The organism is Natrialba sp. SSL1, assembly GCF_001861355.1.
Taxonomy (GTDB): Archaea; Halobacteriota; Halobacteria; order Halobacteriales; family Natrialbaceae; genus Natrialba.
The window spans coordinates 33904-52080 of record NZ_MASN01000035.1; the positions used below are offsets into that span (position 1 = coordinate 33904).

The window sequence follows — 18177 nt, forward strand, 5'->3', positions numbered from 1 at the left end:
CTGTCGGCCATTTGCTCAGCACCGCTCGCCCCACTCGAGTACCGAGGGAATACGCTGGATCGCTGGTGCCCGCCGGCGGGGGCGCATCGCGACGGTATCGGATCGGTGTCGAACGGAACAGGGCACACTGGGTCTCCCATGGTTGCGAAGCGATACTGTCTCGGCCAGTCGCTCGCTTCCTGCCTATCGACCAGCACTAATAGAATAAAGCCGAGCCACTACGTTGCAAGCCGGCTTCGGCTCGGAGGGTTGGCTCGGCTACTCGAGTCGGTTGGACTCGAGCACCACGGTCTCGCCGGCGGTCATCGAGTCGCCGGGGTCGACGGCGATGTCATCGAGACTGACGTCCGGCGGGAAGAGGACGTCGACGCGGCTGCCGAAGGCGATGTGGCCGAGGCGGTCGCCGCGAGCGAGGGTGTCGCCGGGGTCGCAGTAGGGGTGGATGCGGCGGGCGAACGCGCCGGCGATGAAGGTGACGGTGGCGGGGCTGTTTGCAGGGAGCGGCGTGGTGGTAGTGGTAGTCGGAGCGGTTTCGCTGGTATCGTCGGTGTCGCTGGTATCGTCATCGCCACCGGTCTCGAACTCGACGTGCACTCGCTCGTTTCGGTCGGATTCCTTGGAGAAGGCGGGACGGTTCGTGCCGTCGATGTGCTCGACATCGGTGACAGTGCCGGCGAAGGGAGCACGGACGACGTGGACGTGCCAGACGTTCATGAAGGTGCCAAGACGAACGCGGCCGTCTTCCTCGCGGAGCACCGAGACGGTGCCGTCTGCGGGTGCGACGACGCCCGATGCCGGCGGCGTCCGCTCGGGATCACGAAAGAACGCGAGCGTCCCGACGCCGAGGGCGAGCGCGACGGCACTCGCCGTCACGCTGAAGATGAACGCGAACGGTGCGGCGAGAAGGGGAACGAGCGCGTACTTCCACGCTCCCGGCGCGAAGTTCATACGATCCCTGAGGCCTGCGAGTTGTATGGTCGTTACGGTGCTCAGTTGCCGTGGGCCTCGATCGCCAGCCGAATCCGGTTCGCGAAGACGTTCATCTCACCCGTCGCGTGCGTGCTCTTGCTCACGAACGCGGAAACGCCGGCCGACAGCGCCTCGTCGACCAGCGGCTCGAGTGGGTTCCCCGTAAACAGCACGAACGGGACCGACGCATCGTCCAGGGAGGCTGCCAGGTCGATTCCCGTCTCGTCCGGCAGTTCGTAACTCGAGACGATACAGTCGAACGACTGCGCGTCGTCCGCGAGTGCCGTTCGCGTCGCCTCGCCGGTCGTCACGGCGTTGACCTCGAACCCGTGTGAAGATTCGAGCGCCGTGCTGACGTGTTCGGTGATGAACTCGCTGTCTTCGACGAGGAGAACGCTGTGAGATGGCATCTACTAGAGCTGTGACACAGGTTCGTCTAATAATTCTTCTTGCAGATTTAGTATTTCTTTCAGACACTTTCGGCTCAGTCCCAGAACGCCTGCGTCCGAGCGTACTCTCGCTCTTTCGAGAGAATATCCCGGTAGAACTCGGTTTCGTCCTCCCGAAGCTTGTTGATGATCTGGGCGGCGTTGTGCGGGCCGACGCCGCGGGCTGCCATCGCGATCACGGCCTGTTTGCCGTGGCTCTGGACGAGGCTCGCGGCCCGAAACGCGCGTTCGGTCATCTGCTCCTGTTCATCGTCCTTCTCTGCCGCACGGACCGCCTGGACGACCTCGTCGGCCCACGGGTTCAGCGAGGCGATGCGCGTCGAGCCACACTCGGGGCACTTCGGCTGCTCCTGGACGCGCTTTACCTTCGTCCGGGCCTTCCACTCCGTGCAGTGGGTACACAGGAGGATGACGCGGTCGTCCTGCAGGCGCTCTTTGACCGTCTCGATCACGCCCGCGTCGGCGTTCTCCGGCGCGAGCAGTTCCTTTCCGCCGCTGGAGCGACCGCCCTGCCCAACCGGCGTCCGTCCGCGGTGAGTGACGAGTTCGATCCCGCCCGACTGCAGCCCTTCTAACACTGCCGCCGCTCGCTCGACGTCGAGATCCTCGTGGAACACCTCCCGAATCGCCTCCTCGTACATCGGAGTGTCCTCGAGTGCGGCGAGCAGTCGGTCGTTCGAGAGCCGGCCCGAACCCTGGCCCTGCCAGCGCTTGAGCGCGCCGAACTTGGCCGAGACCTGCGCCAGACGGAAGGCGAGCGCGTCGGAGTTCTTGAGCCCGAGTTCGATGATCGCCTGAACGTGATCGGGATCCGTCTCCTCGATCACCTCGAGGACGTCGCTCGTTGCGACCGACGTGGGTACCTCGAGTTCGATCCGGTACGGGTCCGTCTCGAGGCCGACCGAGGAGCCGGCGCGCTGGCCGAGTAACGACGAAAGGAGGCGACCGAGCGTCTCGTTTGCCATGTGACCGTAGCAGGCGTTGAGAACGATCGTTCGACCCTGTCGCTCGAGGACGATCCGGTCGGCGGTGGGCATCGGCATCGGCGAGGAGTCTGCGGTGTCGGTATCGCTGTCGGCGCCAGCATCAGCATCGACCTGGTACTCGAGTTGCCTGCAGGCCTCGGTCAGGGTGTACTCGTCGCCGGGGTAGCGGCCCGAGAGTTCGCGACCGACAGCACGCGCATCTGCACCTGCTTCGAACTGGGGTTCGGCGACCGCACGAATTTCACCGACCTCCTGTGCGACCGCCGCAGGAACGGGAATCTCCTGGCCGATCCAGGAAGGTACTTCGCCGGCGGGGTCCTCGATCGGGCTGACCTTCACGCGGCCCTCGTCGTCGTCGATCTCGGCGATGCGCCACATCTCGCCGCGCTGGATGAACACTTCGCCGGGCTGGGCGAAGTTGACGACGAACCGCTCGTCTAAGGTTCCGATCTGGGAACTCGAGGCGATGTCGTGGACCTCGTAGGTCTCCTCGTCGGGGATCATCGAGAGGTTGGCGTAGACGTACTGCCAGGTGCCGCCGGAGGTTTCGATGCGATCCTCGCCCTCGTCGAACCAGACGATTCGGTTGCGGTGGAGTTCGCCGAGCACCTCGCGGAACGTCTCCAGTTCGAGGTCGCGGAACGGGTACGCCCGGCTGATCGTCTCGTAGGCGTCCCGGACGTGTACCGAGCCGCGGCTGTGGACGAGTCCGGGAATTTGATTCGCGACTACGTCGAGGCTCCCCTCGTGGATTCGGGCCGGTTCGACCTCGCCGTCACGGGCCCGCCGGGCGATCGACAGCGCCTCGAAGGTGTCGTCCGGCCGGGTCGTGACGACGGTCCCACTCGAGACCTCGTCTCGTCGGTGGCCCGCGCGGCCGATCCGCTGGAGCAGTCGGGCGACCTGCCGGGGGCTCTTGTACTGGATTACGTGATCGACACGGCCCACGTCGATCCCGAGTTCCATGGAGGACGTACAGAGCAGGCCGTCGAGTTCCCCGGCTTTGAACCGATCCTCGACGTCGATCCGGGCTTCCTTCGAGAGCGAGCCGTGGTGGACGCCGATAGGGAGGTCGAGTTCGGTGAACCGCGATCCCAGTGCTTCTGCTGTCTGGCGCGTATTGACGAAGATGAGCGTGGATTCGTGTTCCTCGACGAGATCCCGAATCAGTCGGACGTGGCTCGCCGTGTCGGCCTCGGTCATCAGTTGGCCGGCGAGTTGCTCGTCTTCTGGCTGGATCTCGGGCTTGCGGACGGTCACGTCAACGTTACTCCCAACATCAATCTCGCGGATCTCACAGCGGCGGCCGCCGGTGAGGAACTGGCCGACTTCGCCCGGATCGCCGACCGTCGCGGAGAGCCCGATCCGCTGGAAGCCACCGGACAGATCCCGCAGGCGCTCGAGTCCGATCGAAAGCTGTGCGCCGCGCTTCGAGGCCGCGAGTTCGTGCACCTCGTCGATGACGACGTGCGAGAGGTCTGCAAGCGCGTCGCGGAGTCGATCCCCAGTGAGCATCGCCTGAACGGTTTCGGGCGTCGTGATGAGTACGTCAGGCGGGTCCTCGGCCTGTTTGCTTCGCTGGTAGTCCGTCGTGTCGCCGTGGCGAACGTCGACCTCGAGGTCGAGAAAGTCACCCCACCACTCGAGTCGGTCGAGCATGTCGCGGTTGAGCGCCCGCAGCGGGGTGATGTAGAGCGCACCGAACCCTTCCGGGCGCTCGTCGACGAGGTCGTCGAAAACGGGGAGCATGGCCGTCTCGGTCTTGCCACTCCCGGTTGGGGCGATGACGAGCGTGTTCTCGCCGGCGGCGAGCGGCGGAATCGCCAGCCGCTGTGGTGCTGTCGGCGTCGAGAACCCGCGCTCAGAGAGTGCCCCGCGAACCGTCGTTCCGAGTTGGGAAAAGGCCGCGACGTCCCCCTCAGTCATGACTCGTTCCTATGGGCGAGCGATGCATAAGGGCCACGTTCTGCACCGCTCAGCACTGTACGGACAGATATAGGGACAGTCTTCGCTTCTTTGACACCGGTTCGACACTGCGCCGACACCGAGCGTGCTCGTTGTGTTCGAATCGGTCATACCTCGAGGGCGAACGAAGCTGAACAAAGCTGCACGAAGCCGAACATGTCAGCAGTTACGCGGATCCTACCCGGTGGTAGGCAGCTTATATCTACGACCTCCGTTCCGGAATCCCCGGCAATGACTCCTCCAGATCGAAGACAGTCATCGCTTCCAACTCGTTCGAGACGGTCTCTCGCCGTATCCACGTACTCAGTCGCGCTCGTCGGCCTCGTGCTACTCGTCGGTGTCGTCGTCGCGCTGAGCATCGCCCCAGTCGGCGGCGCGAGTGCGAGCACAGGTGCAGGCCAGCCGACACCTGCGGTCCAAGAGAGTGAGAGCGACGACGAGACGGTGTACGTCTCCGAAGAAGCGGTCGTCGAGCCGGTTCCTGAAGAGGGTGACCTGTACTTCGAACAGGCGGATCCGGACGGTGAGTGGGTCAGCTACGTCAATCCGCGCGACGAGTATCGGATGCCCTACCTCGGTGACGGTTCCGGAAAGATGTGCGTCACGCTGTTAAACGAGGCTGGCCAGCCTGTCGAGGGTAGCTCTGTTCCCGGCACGACCGTCACGGTGCCGACCGGCGACTCGCTGTCCTGGCACGACGACATCGACCCGTTCGTCGTCGACTATCCACTGTCCGAAAACTACAACCGACCGCTCGACTCCGACCAGTTCGGCACCACCGCCGACCTTCCACAGGGTGACGGCTACCTCGACTCCCACTGCTTCGAATGGCACGGTCTCCCTGAAGACGAGACCGTCGAATACGGTGAGGCACAGATCGAGGGTCCACACACGGACCAGATCGACCTTGTCGGCTACATCGAGCGCCCGCACGAGGCCTGGGATACTGACATCGACCCACTCGAGTCGGCCGTCTCTTACGAGGAAGCTGGCGGTGGCTGGACGTACCACCCTGACGGCTCGCACGGCCAGTTGGTTGTCGTCCTCCAGCTCGACGGTGATGCCGACATTCCGGTCGATCCGGACGAAGAAATCGGTGACGAAGCCGCCGATGTTGGTGGTGATGCAGCCTCCGATGCTGGCGGTGATACAGACGAGAATACGGACGATCGTGGCGACGACTCGACCGACGACGATACCGGTGCGTCGAACGGAACTGACGACGACGCAACCGATACCGTGCCTGGGTTCGGCGTCTTGTCGGTGCTCGCCGCGCTCGGTGCGCTGTTGATTGCCACCCTGCGACGGCCCTGAAATGTTGATCGCCACCCTGCGACGGCCCTGAAAGCGTCACTCGAGCCCGCCCGCGACAGTAACCTGTCTCGCGTTCACTGCTCGAACCAACGAACCTATGACAGTTGCCACGAGACTCCCGACAAATGACGACCGACGACACGGACGCCCCGAAGGTTCCGATCGTCTGTAGCGCCTGTGAGACGACCTCGCGCGTGCCGCTCTCGACTGTCGCCGACGCAGTCGAGCGCCACAACGACCAGCTTCACCACGGCGAGGACATCGCACAGGTCGATCCAGATATTGCCGATCAGATCGCCGATCTGGTTGCGACCGAACTCGGCCTTCTCGAGGATCCGTAGCGTCCTCGAACGGCCGGCCTGTCTCTTTACCGCCGTAACAGTGTGTCGCGTAGCCGACGAGCCAGTGCGGACAGTCGTGCTCCGAGCCCCGACTCACCGTCGGTGTTGGCGTCGTCCGTCGGTCGCGTCGTCACGCGCCCTTCTTCGTCGGGCTGTTCGTCCACTCGGACGTCGGGACGTTTCGAGTCCATAGCGGGTCTCGTTGCCCCGCGGGGACGAGTCCACGGCTTGAGATCGAAACCCGCACCGTCATTTCGGAGACGCACCTGTACTCGAGTACACGCAGGGCCAGCGACCGGCTGGCAGCACGACCGTGGTGTGCTCGATTCGGTTGGTTCCGTCCCGTCGGTGTGCCAGCGCGCCGATTTGGATGCCCTCGTGTCCCCATATCCCCTATCCCTATGTCCCGAACGACGTACACGTGTCAGTGCGGTGCTCGCCTGCAGTACAGGCAGGACCTCCAGAAGGAGCCGGGAACGGTCTCACGAAGCTGGAAGTGCACGGACTGCGGAACGCCGGTTCCGAGTACAGTCGCCGAGCGAATCTCTCATCAGCATCCCTCGTGATCGCATCCGCACCGGACGAGTATCGCGGTCTCCCCGTCTCTCGATCACCATCGGCTGTCTGTCCCCACGTACAGAGTATCGCCGCAGAGAACCAGTAAGGCGGGAAAACATTCAGTCCGCTATGGCGATAATTCAGTGGGAAGATTTATGAGCAATTACTCTGCTTTCGAAGGGTATGGCACAGGATGATGCTGATGTGGTACGAGACGAATACAGCCCGCTGGAACAGCCAGTACAGGGCAGCTACCCCGAAACGCCTGCGGCGACAACCGACCCATCGCCGGCGACCATCGTCGCAACGGGCGACCCTGACGGCTCCGGTCGAACGCTGACGATCATCGGCCGCGGTGTCCCGACGAGTTTCGAAATTACGGTCGAAGGGCGCATCGAGGGCTGCGACGCAGTGGCGACGATCGACACCTCCGTACTCTCCGGATCGACAGTCGAAGGAACCATCGAAGACGGTACCGTCGAGTTCGAATTCACTGGCGACCTGACCGACGTAACGTTTGTCGACCGCGGTATCACCGGCCTCTCGCCGAGTGCCGCACCGCACGTTCACGTCGACTACAACACCAGCTAGCGAGGCGCGAGCGAACACGGTGTCAGCGCCGCCCAGAAGCCGCTTCTGGCCACCTGTCACCGTCACAGTCGTCCAATCAATTCCTTCTTGGAGCACGAACGAGTACTGCCGACTATGACTGCAGCCGGAGACGGAGACGGAAACGGAAACGGAGACAAAAACGGAAATGGCGATGACGACGCGGATCGCACCGAAACCGAACCGACTGACGTAGCCAACGGTGCGGACGGCACCGAGACTACCGGCACTCCCGACACCACCAACGATACCGACAGCGACGACGGCACCGACAGCACCGACGACACCGACGACACCGACGACACCAACGCAAACTGGACCGACCCAGTCGACGAAACCGTACTCGAGTACATGGGTCAGGAAGAGTACTTCTCCCCCGATCAAATTGCGGCCGAAGACGTCTGTCGTGGCCCCCACGCGGCCTACCGCTGTCGTGAACTCACCAAGCGCGGGCTTCTGACGAAGCATATGCCGGGCGTCTACGATATTACGGACCTCGGTGAGCAGGTGCTCGCAGGTGAGGCCGAGTTGGCTGAACTCGGTGCTGATGGTGCTGGGGATGCGACTGACGATGCGAACAGTGACGTTGACGACGCGGACGATGAAGATGACGACCCTCTCGACGACACGAGCGATGAAGATGAGTCAGCGGCCAGCGACGCTGATTCTGACGAGTGAGTTGGCAGGAAGACGGAAACTGGCACTGTTGTCGGCGTTGCTGGTGCTGGTGGTGCTGTTGAGCGTATTGAAGCTGGTACTACTGTTGTTGAGCGTATTGGAGTTGGTAGGTCTGTTGCTGCTGTCTGTCCCGGTGGTCCTGTCGATACCGCCGATCGAGATCGAATCTGACGAAGCGGAAGCTGCCGACAACAGCGCAGGGACCGACACTCGCAACGACTCCCTCCAACAGTTCTAGCAGTTTAGCTGAACGTGAGGGCGCTAAGCCCCCGTCCTCAAGGAGCGAACGGAGCGTAGCGAAGTGAGCAAGTAGGGCGGGGATACAGTGCCCGTCCGAGTTACAACCGATTTCAATCAGAATCATTAACTATCGATATTTCGTAGCTGTGGACACGTCACATGAAGTACAGTCCACGCTACCGACTTTTCCCAGACGAAGCACAACGGGAGGCGATGGACTGGCAACGCGACACCGTACGACAACTCTACAACCACGCGCTCAGAGAATTCAACCAGATTCCTGAAGACACAGGCACGCTCCGGCAGCGCGTCTGGATGGTTCGCGACACCATCCCCGCGCTGAAAGACTGGTGGACCGACCTGAACAAGGTGTACTCTACCGTCTTGCAGAAAGCCGTCGAACGCATCCGCGACAACATCAACAACCTCGGAAAATTGAAAGAACACGGGTACGACGTAGGGTCGTTGAACTGGAAGTCACCACGGGAATTCAGGAGTTTCACATACCGTCAATCGGGCTTCGAACTTGACAAGAAGAGTGGCCCCGACGGACGCGGACTCCTGACGCTCAAGAAACTCAAAGGCGAAACCCGTAAGATTCCGGTTCGCTTGCACCGTGACCTCCCAGCCCACGACGCCATCAAAGAAGTCACGGTGAAGAAAGATGCGACGGGCGCGTGGTATGCGTCATTCACCATCGATACCAACGCCCCCACGAAACCCGAACCCGAAGACATCGACGCCGAAGACACGGTGGGGCTCGACCTTGGCGTTCTCAACTTCATCCACGACTCGGATGGACGGTCAGTTGACCGCCTCGACTTGTCATGTGACCGCAAGCGACTCGAACGAGAGCAACGGTCACTGTCACGAAAACAAGAAGGATCGAATAACTGGGAGAACCAGCGTCGTCGGGTCGCTGAAATCCATCAACGTATGTCTAACAAGAAGCGAGACTTCAAGCATAAACTCGCGCACTTCTACACCACCGAGTACGACGCCGTGTTCGTCGAAGACTTGAACGTGAAAGTGATGCTTGAATCCTCGCAGAACGCCCGAAACAAAGCCGAGGTCGGGTGGCGCAACTTCCTCACCATGCTTGAACACCACGGTGACAAGAACGGATGTCACGTCGTGGAAGTGAAAGCGCGAGGCACCACGAAGGACTGCGCTGAGTGCGGTGTGGAAACCGCGAAACCGCTGTGGGTGCGCGAGCATTCCTGCCCGTCGTGTGGGTTCGAACTCGACCGGGACTGGAATGCTGCCCTCAACATCCAGCAACGGGGCTGGACTCGACTAGGAGTGGTTCACTCCGAAGTTACGCCTGCGGAGACTGCGACCGTCCTCAGAACTGAAGGTTCTGATGGGCCGCACGAGAACTCCGTTCTTGTGGACGCTGTGGATACGCTTTCCGTGTCTGCAAGTCGCGTCGTCGAAACAGGAAGCCCCTGCCTCAAGGAACGAGCGCAAGCGAGTGAGTAGGCAGGGGTAGTTCACCAGTTCTGGTAGTTCGTTTCCGAGGCGTTCCGCTACACGCGGTGTCCACTCTAACTACACGCTCTCGTTCACCGCAGGCGCGTGCGTCTCGAGAAACGCCGTCACCTCGTCACCGCCAAGGAATCCATCCGCACGGCTCGCTACTTGCTCTCCCTCGTGAAACACCACGAGCTTCGGCACCGACCGAACGTCGAACCGCTCGATCAGTTCGGGATCGTCTCTCGGATTCAACACCCCGACGGGTACAGCCGTCGACCGCGCGACGTTGCCGAGTACCGGCTCCATCGCCTGACACAGCGTGCACCCCTTCGTGTAGAACTCGACGAGACACGTTTCGTGACTTGCGACGAAGGACTCGAGTGCGTCGCCGTCGTCGAGATGGACTGGTGTTGGTGTGTGGTCGTCCATACTGGGACGAGGGGCCGACGTACGAAACAAGTGACGACTGGCTCGGTTGTCGGTGGTCTGTACCGGTGTTCGTGTGACACCAGTCTGAACCACGACCACGATCTGCCAACCATGTCTCACCCACCCATGACATACGTTCTTCCACTCGGGGTGCAATTGTTGCCACACGAGTATCGCACTCTTTACCCATGAGTGGTATGAGTGGACAATCGGTCACTATCTATGCGTTCTCAGTATATTCGCCCACAACAGTAGAGCTTTAGTAGTGGAAGTGGTTGTCTGAATCGAGTAGAAGATGACAGATGGGAACCTGACCTCAACGGAAGAATCGGTACTGGAGAAAATCGAGTCAGAGGATGTCGACTTCCTCCGACTGCAGTTTACGGACATTCTGGGAACGGTCAAGAACGTCTCCGTTCCGGCCCGTCAGGCCGAGAAGGCGTTCACAGAGGGTATTTACTTCGACGGCTCCTCGATCGAGGGCTTCGTTCGCATTCAGGAGTCGGACATGCGCCTCAAGCCGGACCCGGACACGTTCGCGATTCTCCCGTGGCGCAACAACGAGGACAGCGCAGCAGCCCGGATGATCTGTGACGTCTACGACACCTCGACGGGCGAACCGTTCGCTGGCGATCCACGCCGCGTGCTGAAGGATGCACTCGAGCGCGCCAAGGAGATGGGGTACACGGTCAACGCCGCACCCGAGCCCGAGTTCTTCCTCTTCGAGGAGGACGAGGAAGGTCGCGCAACGACGAAGACTGGCGATCACGGCGGCTACTTCGACCTCGCGCCGAAGGACCTCGCCAGTGACGTTCGCCGGGACATCATCTACGGCCTCGAGGACATGGGCTTCGAGATCGAAGCCAGCCACCACGAGGTCGCCCGCGGGCAGCACGAGATTAACTTCGAGTACGACGACGCGTTGACGACGGCCGACAACGTCGCCACCTTCCGGACGGTCGTTCGCGCGATTGCGGCCCAGCACGACCTTCACGCGACGTTCATGCCGAAGCCGATCCCGAAGATCAACGGCTCGGGGATGCATACACACCTCTCGCTGTTCACCGAGGACGGCGAGAACGCCTTCCACGACGAGGACGACGAGTTCGACCTTTCGGACACTGCGCACTCGTTCCTCGCCGGCATCTTGGAGCACGCGCCGGCGATCACCGCCGTCTCGGACCCGACGGTCAACAGCTACAAGCGCCTCGTGCCGGGCTACGAAGCGCCGGTGTACGTCGCCTGGTCCGACCGTAACCGCTCGGCGCTGATTCGCAAGCCGGCCGCACGCGTCCCGGCCGCCTCGCGCATCGAAGCCCGATTCCCCGACCCGTCGTGTAACCCGTACCTCGCGCTCGCCGCGCTCATCCAGGCTGGCCTCGACGGCATCGAGAACGATCTCGACTGTCCCGACCCGGTTCGTGAGAACATCTACGAGTTCGACGAGCAGAAGCGCGAGGAGTACGGCATCGAGACGCTGCCGTCGAACCTCGGCGAAGCCGTCGATGCACTGGAGGAGGACGAAGTTATCTACAGTGCGCTCGGCGAGCACGTCGGACCGAAGTTCGTCGAGGCGAAGCGCCAGGAGTTCGAGGAGTACCTGATCGACGTCTCCCAGTGGGAACTCGACCGCTACCTCGAGACGTTCTGAGTCGCTCCCGGTGGCCTGATTCCGAGGTATCGCCTCTGCTCTGTGGCGTTCGGCTCTGCGACCATCGATCTAATTTTTCCTTTCGAACCAAAACCGTGCTGTGACCGAGTCGAGACCGGAGACTGTTTCGGGCTCGTCCTCCCAGCATCGGTGAGACCAAATCGTGACTGAACGCGACCCCACTCCCCCGCAGCCGCCGGCAGCACTCGACGATGAACTCGTCGAGGCACTCGAGTCCCACGACAGCGAGACGTTGCTGTCGGTCGCAGAGTATGTGCTGTCGCTCGCCGAGTGGAAGGAATCGGCAACTGCTGCTGAGGTGTCTTCGTCCTCGCCCTCGTCTCCGTCTCGGTCTCAGTCTCAGCACCCGTCGCCGGAGTCGTCCTCGGAGTCACCGCCGTCCGTTCCGGATCATGCAGCCGTCTCTGTGGTCGAGATTGCGGGCGAGCGATACCGCTACTATCAGTGGCGCGAGGAGGACGAAATCAAGTCGGAAACCGTCCGACTTCCGGACGAGTAGCCGGATATGTGGCTGTGGACCGGGAGTCGGTACATGCGGTTTACTGTAAGTCACTTCCGGCGCAACCGCGACCCGGGCGGCGATTGCAGCGGTGGACTCGCTGCACTCCCCCACCGAAACTCGTCTCACACGGTTCGACTCACCGCCGGGAAATCAGTACAGCAATCCGTCTCAGGCCTCGCCGTACACCGGCACCGCCGCTCCGCTCGTAGCTGTCGCCCCATCGCTGCAAAGAACCGCCATCATCGTCGCGATTTCACCGGGGTCGACCCACGAGTCGTGATCAGCGTCGGCCATCATCTCCCGATTCATCGGCGTGTCGATCACGCTCGGAAGCACGCAGTTCGCCCGAACGGTACCCCGATTCTCCGCTGCGAGCGTCTCGGTGAGCAGTTTGATCCCCGCTTTCGTGATCCGATAGGGACCGTCGCCCTCGCCGCCCTCGAGTGCCGCGCGAGCGCTGACGCTGACGATCGAGCCCTCGCTGTCCTGCAGGTGTGGGAGCGCATATTTCGACATGAGGAACGCCGATTTCAGGTTCACGTCGAGCAGTAGTTCGAACTCGTCGAGATCGGTGTCCTCGATGGGGTCGCCGCCGCGCCAGGTGCCGGCAATGTTCAGCAGGTGATCGATTCGGCCGTGGTCGTCGACGATCTGTGCAATCACGGCGGAAACGTCCGCCTCGTCGGTCAGGTCTGCCTCGTAGAACGTTAGATCCGCCGTTTCGGATGGCTCCTGCTCGAGTAGGCTGTCCTCGTCGTCAGGTGTGACGATATCGACTGCACAGACGGTCGCGCCGTCTGCTCGGAATCGATCGACGGCGGCGCTTCCGAGGGCACCGCTCGCACCGGTGACGATTGCGACGCTCTCCGTAAAGTCGAAGTCGGCAGTGTGTTGTGGCGACATAGTCGGACCTCCAACGAGTGCCCCAATCAATCTAGGTGGCGGTCCGGTTCGAGTGGCTCGATCACTCCCGCCCTCTCGATGCCTACTCCGACGGAGACGCTGGCGGCAACAGCACATGCCCGAACCAGAACTCCGCGACTGCCTCCGCAAGCGAGTGAAACGCAGCCGGCTCTGTGGGCTTGGTCAGATACGCGTTCGCGGCCAGTTCGTAACTGCGTTGAATATCCTCGTTCGTGTCGGAACTCGTTAGCACGATCACTGGCATTCGAACCAGAGACGCATCCTCGCGGATCGTCTCGAGGAACGCATGGCCGTCAACGCTCGGCAAACTGAGATCGAGCAACACGAGCGCGGGTAACTCGACGTGTTCATCGGCCAGTCGGTCGGAGAGTTCCTCGAGTGCAGCCTCGCCGTCAGCGACGACCGTAAACGTCAGTTCGACGGGCAACTGCTCGAAGGCGTCGCGAATGTGGTCTCTATCCGTCGGATCGTCTTCGACCAGGAGGATGTCGAACGGTTCCGTCCGTCGGCTACTCATTGTAGCCACCGTTGCCTCGGGGACGTTGCTACTCGTCGACGACACATCGCTGGAAACACGTGACAGTCGATTCTCAACGGACCACTTTAAGCATAGATGCTAAACGCTTTGGGTGACCGACTGTTTGCGATAGATCGAACAGTTTTCCACCCGTGAGGGTCGCACATGTCTGCATTACCACGCTCACACCGGTGACTCACCGATGTCCCGCTTGCAGACAGGTACGCACGGCACTCCACCTCGGACGTGACACTGAAGCCACTGGCCACCGTCAACCGGATCGAATGCGACTGATCGCCCACCGCGGCTTCGCCGCGACGGCTCCGGAGAACACCATCGCCGCCATCCAGTCCGCCGCTGAGTACGCTGACGCCGTCGAATTCGACGTTCGACGCTGCGGCTCGGGCGAACTCGTCGTCATCCACGACGAGACGATCGAGCGCGTCACCGGCGGCATCGCCACCGTCGCAGAGAGCAGCCTTTCGGACCTCAAAACCCACACCGTACTCGAGTCCGGCGAGCAAATTCCGACACTCGAGGAGATGCTCGAGGCCGTCCCGCCCGGCGTTGAGATCAACCTCGAGATGAAGGAACTGGGGATTGCGGCGGACGTGCTCGATGCACTCGAGGGCGTCGAGAACCGCGTGGTGACGACGTCGTTTCTCGCGCCGGAATTGCGGACGATCCGCGAGTTGGATTCGAGCCAGCCGACGGGGTTGCTCGTCAGTCGGCGACTCGAGACGCCGGTGACGTCGGCGGTCGAACTCGACTGTGACGTGATCGGGGCGAACTACTGGCGCTGTTTGACGACGCAGTTGGTGCCGCGAGCGAAGACGGTGGATCTCGAGGTCCACGCGTGGTCGATCGAGCGGCGACTGACGGCGCTGGTGCTCGGGCTCCGGGGTGTCGACTGTATTTCGGCGGATCGGCCGATTCGAATTTGACAGCCGCTGGTAATCGAGTTTGACAGCCGTTAGTAGTAGCCCCTCTTTGTTCAGAGTGAAATCGTGGAAACCGCGGTGAATACAGGGTTCCCGGTTACTGAGTCGGTTATCGGTCTGTCCGAATTGTGCCAAGAGTCGCCTGCGGCATCCAGAGCGTGTATACAGCAGAACGGTTTCAAAACAGGTGCTGGTTCAGCCTCTCAGGAGCGGGTTGGCGTTGTACAGGGTAGTCACTCACGGAGAGTCCGGGCTATACGATTATCGTGTGCTAACCCGTACCATTTCTCATGGGTGCAACGCTCGATGACATCGAATTCCTCGTTAGTTCGACCCACCGCGTCGGCGTACTCGACGCACTGACCAGCGGTCCGTGTGACCGGGACGAACTCCGTACCGCGACAGGAGCGTCTTCTCCGACCATGGGTCGAGTTCTCACCGACTTCCAGGACCGCCACTGGATCGAACGAGATGGGAACACGTACCGGCTAACCGAGTTGGGCGAGTTCGTGGCCGGTCGACTCGAGGACTTTACGGACGCGATAACGTATCAGCGGCGACTTCGAGAGGTCTGGCCGTGGTTACCGCACGAGATCAACGGGTTTACTATCGAGTTGTTCACCGACGTGGTGGTCTCCCAGCCAGGGCCCGGGTACCCCTACAAGCCGGTCGAACGTCTCACGGAACTCATAACAACGACGGGAACGATGCGCGGATTCGGCATGGCGCTGCTCAAATCGGGGAATCTGGAGCCGTTCTTCGACCACGTTCTGGATGGCCTGCAGTGTGAATATATCTATCCACCCGACGTTTTCGAGGCGCTCCTCTCGTGGGACGAAGAAACAGTCGTGGAGACGGCGACGCGCGCCAACTACACGGTCTTGTTACACGATGATCTGCCGCTCGACGACCGGTGTGGAATCAGCCTCTTCGATGACCGGGTCAGCATCTGCTGTTACGACACGGAAACGGGGGCGTTACAGTCACTCGTCGACACTGAGAGCGACGAGATGCGTGCGTGGGCGGAGTCGTACTATGAACAGTTCCGAGCTGAAGCTCGACCGCTCGACGACGCAACTGACCTCCTCTCGGCCGAATCGATCCGATGACCGACACTCCCCAACGCAGATCGTCCTCGCCAGCGGTGCTTTCACGCCGTGAAATATTTCACTAGGCATTTATACATCCGCTCAGGGCGTCCCTGCAGTCGTGGTGAGAGGCCATGAGCAACCAGACACGTCAATCGGCCGGCTGGCAGATCGAACAGAGCGCTTCCGAGGCCTACGAACAGTATCTCGTGCCAGCGATGTTTGCGCCGTGGGCGGATCGACTGATCGAGACCGGCGAGATAGGCGAGGGAGATCGAGTCCTGGACGTTGCCTGCGGGACCGGCATCGTAGCGCGTCGTGCCGCATCCCGGGTCGGGACGACTGGATCCGTTGTAGGGCTCGATATCAACGACGGAATGCTCACAGTGGCGGCGGAAACCGCTACCGAGGCCCGCCCGCAGATCGAGTGGCGACAGGGCGACGCAACTGCGCTTCCGTTCTCCGACGAGGAGTTCGACGTCGTCTGCTGTCAACAGGCTCTCCAGTTCTTCGACGACCCCGTCGCCGCAGTGGAAGAGATGCATCGGGTTCTCGCGCCGGAGGGACGCGTGGCACTGAGCGTCTGGCGACCGCTCGACTACCAGCCCGCGTACGTCGTGCTGGCCGACGCTCTAGAGCAGTACGTCGGCGAGGAAGCCGGGGGTATGATGCGCTCTCCGTTCCCAGCGTGGGACGGTGAAGACCTCCGGACACTCGTTCAAGACGGGGGGTTCGACGAGGTCTCGGTCACCATCGAGATCGGTTCCGTGCGCTACCCGTCGACCTCGGAGTTCGTTCGCCGCGAGGCGGCTAGCTCGCCGCTCGCCGAATCGATCGCAGCCCTCGACCGAGCGGTGCGGGACGAACTGATTCACGAGGTCACGGATGCGTTGCACGTGTACAGCGACGACGAAGGAGTAGCCTCACCAATGGAATCGTACGTCGTCACCGCGGGTAAGTAGCAGAGCGGACAACGTCTCCTTTCGAGAGGAACGCTCCGGACTCAGCACAACGGCGCTCGTGCCGAACCGCGCTGCCCTCGTGCGATCAGGTGTGCAGTGACTTGCAGTGGCGACTATCACAGATGACTCTGCTCCGCGGAGTACCGTGTACCAGTGTGGAGACCACCGAGACCACCGAACGGTTGAGGGCGATGGATCACGAAGCGACGACTATTCGTGTCGAACACCGACCGGACATACGATCTCGTCGTCTGGGGTGCAACCGGCGTCGCTGGCCGTCTCGTCGCCGAGTACCTCACCGAACAGTACACGTCGGACGACCTCTCACTCGCCCTCGGCGGTCGCGACGAGACGCGGCTTCGCGAACTCGAAACTGCGCTCGTGGCGCAGCGCGACGGATGGGAGGACCTCCCGATTGTCATCGGCGATGCAACGGAGCCGGAGAGCCTGCGCGCTATCGCCGAGGATACCCGCGTCGTCTGTACGACTGTTGGACCCTACACGAAGTATGGCACGCCCCTCGTCGAGGCGTGTATCCAGGCCGGAACGGACTACTGCGACCTCACCGGGGAACTAAACTGGATCCGGGAGATGATCAACCGCTACCACGACGATGCGGTCGATGCGGGCGCTCGTATCGTCCACAGTTGCGGATTCGATTCTATCCCGGCCGATCTCGGTACGAAGCTCGTTCAGTCGTTTGCCCTCGAGGAGTTCGGGACGCCCTGTGATCTGGTTCGGATCTACCTCGAGGGCGGTCGCGGCGGGGTAAGCGGCGGCACGATGTCGAGCATCGTCGAAGTATTCCAGGCCGCATCCACCGATCCGGTCGCCCGACAGACACTTCGGAACCCATACTCGCTGGCGCCACCGGGCGAGCGCGACGGCGTCGATCCAGGCGCACAGACCCTCCCGCGCAACGATCCGCTGCGAGGGGAGTGGACGGCCCCGTCGCCGATGGCAGTCATGAACGAGCGGGTGATTCGACGAAGCAACGCCCTACTCGAGTACCCGTGGGGTCGCGAGTTCGAGTGTACGGAGGTCGTCCCCGTCGAGTCGGGTCCCGTCGGTCTGGCGGGTGCATGCGCCGTCACGGCGGGCCTCGGGGTGGCGACTGGGCTTCTGGCCGTTGGCCCGACGCGGGACGCCCTCCGTCGCTTCGTGTTCCCAGATCCGGGCGAGGGACCGACGAAGGAGGAGATCGAGGACGGGTACTTTACGATTCGCGTGCTCGGTCGGGGAACCGCCACCGACGGGCCGTTCGTCGTCGAGAGTCGGATCAGCGCCGACCGGGATCCGGGGTACGGCGCGACCGCGAAGATGCTCGGCGAGGCGGCGATGTGTCTCGTGAACGAGGAAATCGACTCGCCACTTGAGGGCGGTATCCTCACCCCGGCGGCAGCTATCGGCGATCCGCTCGCCGACGGGTTGCGTCGGGCGGGACTGGGTGTCGAAGTGGGTGTGTGGGGCCCCGATCAGACGTCGCAGTGAGGGTATTCGATACGTACGTGTAGTGACCGAATTCCGATTCAGTTTCAGGAATAGACCTGATCAAAG

Annotated in this window: 19 protein-coding genes; 12 read left to right on the forward strand and 7 right to left on the reverse strand. The window is 62.1% G+C overall.

Annotated features, from left to right (window positions below):
• Positions 1-258 precede the first annotated feature (258 nt).
• The 3 genes from BBD46_RS11185 to BBD46_RS11195 all read right to left on the reverse strand — a co-directional run bounded on the left by BBD46_RS11185 (position 259) and on the right by BBD46_RS11195 (position 4330).
• A complete protein-coding gene (locus BBD46_RS11185) occupies positions 259-948 on the reverse strand; it encodes a protein sorting system archaetidylserine decarboxylase (RefSeq protein ID WP_071401794.1) in 690 nt (229 codons plus the stop codon).
• A gap of 41 nt (positions 949-989) precedes the next feature.
• Entirely contained in the window at positions 990-1379 is a 390-nt protein-coding gene (locus BBD46_RS11190; protein WP_071401795.1) for a response regulator, read from the reverse strand.
• A 74-nt stretch (positions 1380-1453) separates the two neighbouring features.
• On the reverse strand, positions 1454-4330 hold the full coding sequence (locus tag BBD46_RS11195) for a DEAD/DEAH box helicase (RefSeq protein WP_071401796.1): 2877 nt from the start codon (positions 4328-4330) through the stop codon (positions 1454-1456).
• A gap of 270 nt (positions 4331-4600) precedes the next feature.
• On the opposite strand from BBD46_RS11195, the gene BBD46_RS11200 reads away from it, so the two are divergent.
• A complete protein-coding gene (locus BBD46_RS11200; RefSeq protein ID WP_071401797.1) occupies positions 4601-5683 on the forward strand; it encodes a PGF-CTERM sorting domain-containing protein in 1083 nt (360 codons plus the stop codon).
• A gap of 125 nt (positions 5684-5808) precedes the next feature.
• Positions 5809-6024: a hypothetical protein gene (locus BBD46_RS11205; protein ID WP_071401798.1), complete on the forward strand. Its 216-nt coding sequence runs from the start codon at positions 5809-5811 to the stop codon at positions 6022-6024.
• A gap of 26 nt (positions 6025-6050) precedes the next feature.
• On the opposite strand, the gene BBD46_RS22650 is transcribed toward BBD46_RS11205, so the two are convergent.
• Entirely contained in the window at positions 6051-6215 is a 165-nt protein-coding gene (locus tag BBD46_RS22650) for a hypothetical protein (protein ID WP_171908198.1), read from the reverse strand.
• A 550-nt stretch (positions 6216-6765) separates the two neighbouring features.
• On the opposite strand from BBD46_RS22650, the gene BBD46_RS11210 reads away from it, so the two are divergent.
• The 4 genes from BBD46_RS11210 (at position 6766) to BBD46_RS11225 (ending at position 9591) form a co-directional block, all read left to right on the forward strand.
• The gene (locus tag BBD46_RS11210) at positions 6766-7173 is read left to right on the forward strand and encodes a hypothetical protein (protein WP_071401799.1); all 408 of its coding nucleotides are present in this window, start codon (positions 6766-6768) and stop codon (positions 7171-7173) included.
• A 114-nt stretch (positions 7174-7287) separates the two neighbouring features.
• Complete coding sequence (locus BBD46_RS11215; protein ID WP_071401800.1) at positions 7288-7869, forward strand: hypothetical protein; 582 nt, start codon at positions 7288-7290, stop codon at positions 7867-7869.
• Positions 7832-8107, forward strand: coding sequence for a hypothetical protein (locus BBD46_RS11220; protein WP_139173576.1), 276 nt, complete (start codon positions 7832-7834; stop codon positions 8105-8107). Before BBD46_RS11215 ends, BBD46_RS11220 begins: the two co-directional genes overlap by 38 nt.
• A gap of 161 nt (positions 8108-8268) precedes the next feature.
• A complete protein-coding gene (locus BBD46_RS11225; protein WP_071401802.1) occupies positions 8269-9591 on the forward strand; it encodes an RNA-guided endonuclease InsQ/TnpB family protein in 1323 nt (440 codons plus the stop codon).
• 69 nt (positions 9592-9660) lie between these two features.
• Here BBD46_RS11225 and BBD46_RS11230 read toward each other — a convergent pair whose 3' ends face one another.
• Positions 9661-10014: a thioredoxin family protein gene (locus BBD46_RS11230; RefSeq protein WP_071401803.1), complete on the reverse strand. Its 354-nt coding sequence runs from the start codon at positions 10012-10014 to the stop codon at positions 9661-9663.
• Positions 10015-10309: 295 nt separating this feature from the next.
• Here BBD46_RS11230 and glnA point away from each other — a divergent pair, with 295 nt between their 5' ends.
• Positions 10310-11665 carry a type I glutamate--ammonia ligase gene (gene glnA / locus BBD46_RS11235; protein WP_071401804.1) on the forward strand — a complete coding sequence of 452 codons (1356 nt, stop codon included), beginning with the start codon at positions 10310-10312 and terminating at the stop codon, positions 11663-11665.
• 163 nt (positions 11666-11828) lie between these two features.
• Positions 11829-12185 (forward strand): hypothetical protein, encoded by a 357-nt coding sequence (locus BBD46_RS11240; protein ID WP_071401805.1) that lies wholly within the window; start codon positions 11829-11831, stop codon positions 12183-12185.
• Positions 12186-12356: 171 nt separating this feature from the next.
• On the opposite strand, the gene BBD46_RS11245 is transcribed toward BBD46_RS11240, so the two are convergent.
• Positions 12357-13091 (reverse strand): SDR family oxidoreductase, encoded by a 735-nt coding sequence (locus BBD46_RS11245; protein ID WP_071401806.1) that lies wholly within the window; start codon positions 13089-13091, stop codon positions 12357-12359.
• Between the two features lie 82 nt (positions 13092-13173).
• Positions 13174-13629: a response regulator gene (locus BBD46_RS11250; protein WP_071401807.1), complete on the reverse strand. Its 456-nt coding sequence runs from the start codon at positions 13627-13629 to the stop codon at positions 13174-13176.
• Between the two features lie 284 nt (positions 13630-13913).
• On the opposite strand from BBD46_RS11250, the gene BBD46_RS11255 reads away from it, so the two are divergent.
• The 4 genes from BBD46_RS11255 (at position 13914) to BBD46_RS11270 (ending at position 18111) form a co-directional block, all read left to right on the forward strand.
• Positions 13914-14573: a glycerophosphodiester phosphodiesterase gene (locus BBD46_RS11255; RefSeq protein ID WP_071401808.1), complete on the forward strand. Its 660-nt coding sequence runs from the start codon at positions 13914-13916 to the stop codon at positions 14571-14573.
• A gap of 287 nt (positions 14574-14860) precedes the next feature.
• Complete coding sequence (locus BBD46_RS11260) at positions 14861-15679, forward strand: helix-turn-helix transcriptional regulator (protein WP_071401809.1); 819 nt, start codon at positions 14861-14863, stop codon at positions 15677-15679.
• Between the two features lie 113 nt (positions 15680-15792).
• Positions 15793-16620 carry a class I SAM-dependent methyltransferase gene (locus BBD46_RS11265; protein WP_071401810.1) on the forward strand — a complete coding sequence of 276 codons (828 nt, stop codon included), beginning with the start codon at positions 15793-15795 and terminating at the stop codon, positions 16618-16620.
• Between the two features lie 216 nt (positions 16621-16836).
• The gene (locus BBD46_RS11270) at positions 16837-18111 is read left to right on the forward strand and encodes a saccharopine dehydrogenase family protein (RefSeq protein ID WP_071401811.1); all 1275 of its coding nucleotides are present in this window, start codon (positions 16837-16839) and stop codon (positions 18109-18111) included.
• Positions 18112-18177: the final 66 nt, after the last annotated feature.

Excerpts from the sequence above, each read along its gene's own strand:
- BBD46_RS11185 (WP_071401794.1), bottom strand. The coding sequence starts at position 948 with ATGAACTTCGCGCCGGGAGCGTGGAAGTACGCGCTCGTTCCCCTTCTC.
- BBD46_RS11190 (WP_071401795.1), bottom strand. The coding sequence starts at position 1,379 with ATGCCATCTCACAGCGTTCTCCTCGTCGAAGACAGCGAGTTCATCACC.
- BBD46_RS11195 (WP_071401796.1), bottom strand. The coding sequence starts at position 4,330 with ATGACTGAGGGGGACGTCGCGGCCTTTTCCCAACTCGGAACGACGGTT.
- BBD46_RS11200 (WP_071401797.1), top strand. The coding sequence starts at position 4,601 with ATGACTCCTCCAGATCGAAGACAGTCATCGCTTCCAACTCGTTCGAGA.
- BBD46_RS11205 (WP_071401798.1), top strand. The coding sequence starts at position 5,809 with ATGACGACCGACGACACGGACGCCCCGAAGGTTCCGATCGTCTGTAGC.
- BBD46_RS22650 (WP_171908198.1), bottom strand. The coding sequence starts at position 6,215 with ATGGACTCGAAACGTCCCGACGTCCGAGTGGACGAACAGCCCGACGAA.
- BBD46_RS11210 (WP_071401799.1), top strand. The coding sequence starts at position 6,766 with ATGGCACAGGATGATGCTGATGTGGTACGAGACGAATACAGCCCGCTG.
- BBD46_RS11215 (WP_071401800.1), top strand. The coding sequence starts at position 7,288 with ATGACTGCAGCCGGAGACGGAGACGGAAACGGAAACGGAGACAAAAAC.
- BBD46_RS11220 (WP_139173576.1), top strand. The coding sequence starts at position 7,832 with ATGAGTCAGCGGCCAGCGACGCTGATTCTGACGAGTGAGTTGGCAGGA.
- BBD46_RS11225 (WP_071401802.1), top strand. The coding sequence starts at position 8,269 with ATGAAGTACAGTCCACGCTACCGACTTTTCCCAGACGAAGCACAACGG.
- BBD46_RS11230 (WP_071401803.1), bottom strand. The coding sequence starts at position 10,014 with ATGGACGACCACACACCAACACCAGTCCATCTCGACGACGGCGACGCA.
- glnA (WP_071401804.1), top strand. The coding sequence starts at position 10,310 with ATGACAGATGGGAACCTGACCTCAACGGAAGAATCGGTACTGGAGAAA.
- BBD46_RS11245 (WP_071401806.1), bottom strand. The coding sequence starts at position 13,091 with ATGTCGCCACAACACACTGCCGACTTCGACTTTACGGAGAGCGTCGCA.
- BBD46_RS11250 (WP_071401807.1), bottom strand. The coding sequence starts at position 13,629 with ATGAGTAGCCGACGGACGGAACCGTTCGACATCCTCCTGGTCGAAGAC.
- BBD46_RS11255 (WP_071401808.1), top strand. The coding sequence starts at position 13,914 with ATGCGACTGATCGCCCACCGCGGCTTCGCCGCGACGGCTCCGGAGAAC.
- BBD46_RS11260 (WP_071401809.1), top strand. The coding sequence starts at position 14,861 with ATGGGTGCAACGCTCGATGACATCGAATTCCTCGTTAGTTCGACCCAC.
- BBD46_RS11265 (WP_071401810.1), top strand. The coding sequence starts at position 15,793 with ATGAGCAACCAGACACGTCAATCGGCCGGCTGGCAGATCGAACAGAGC.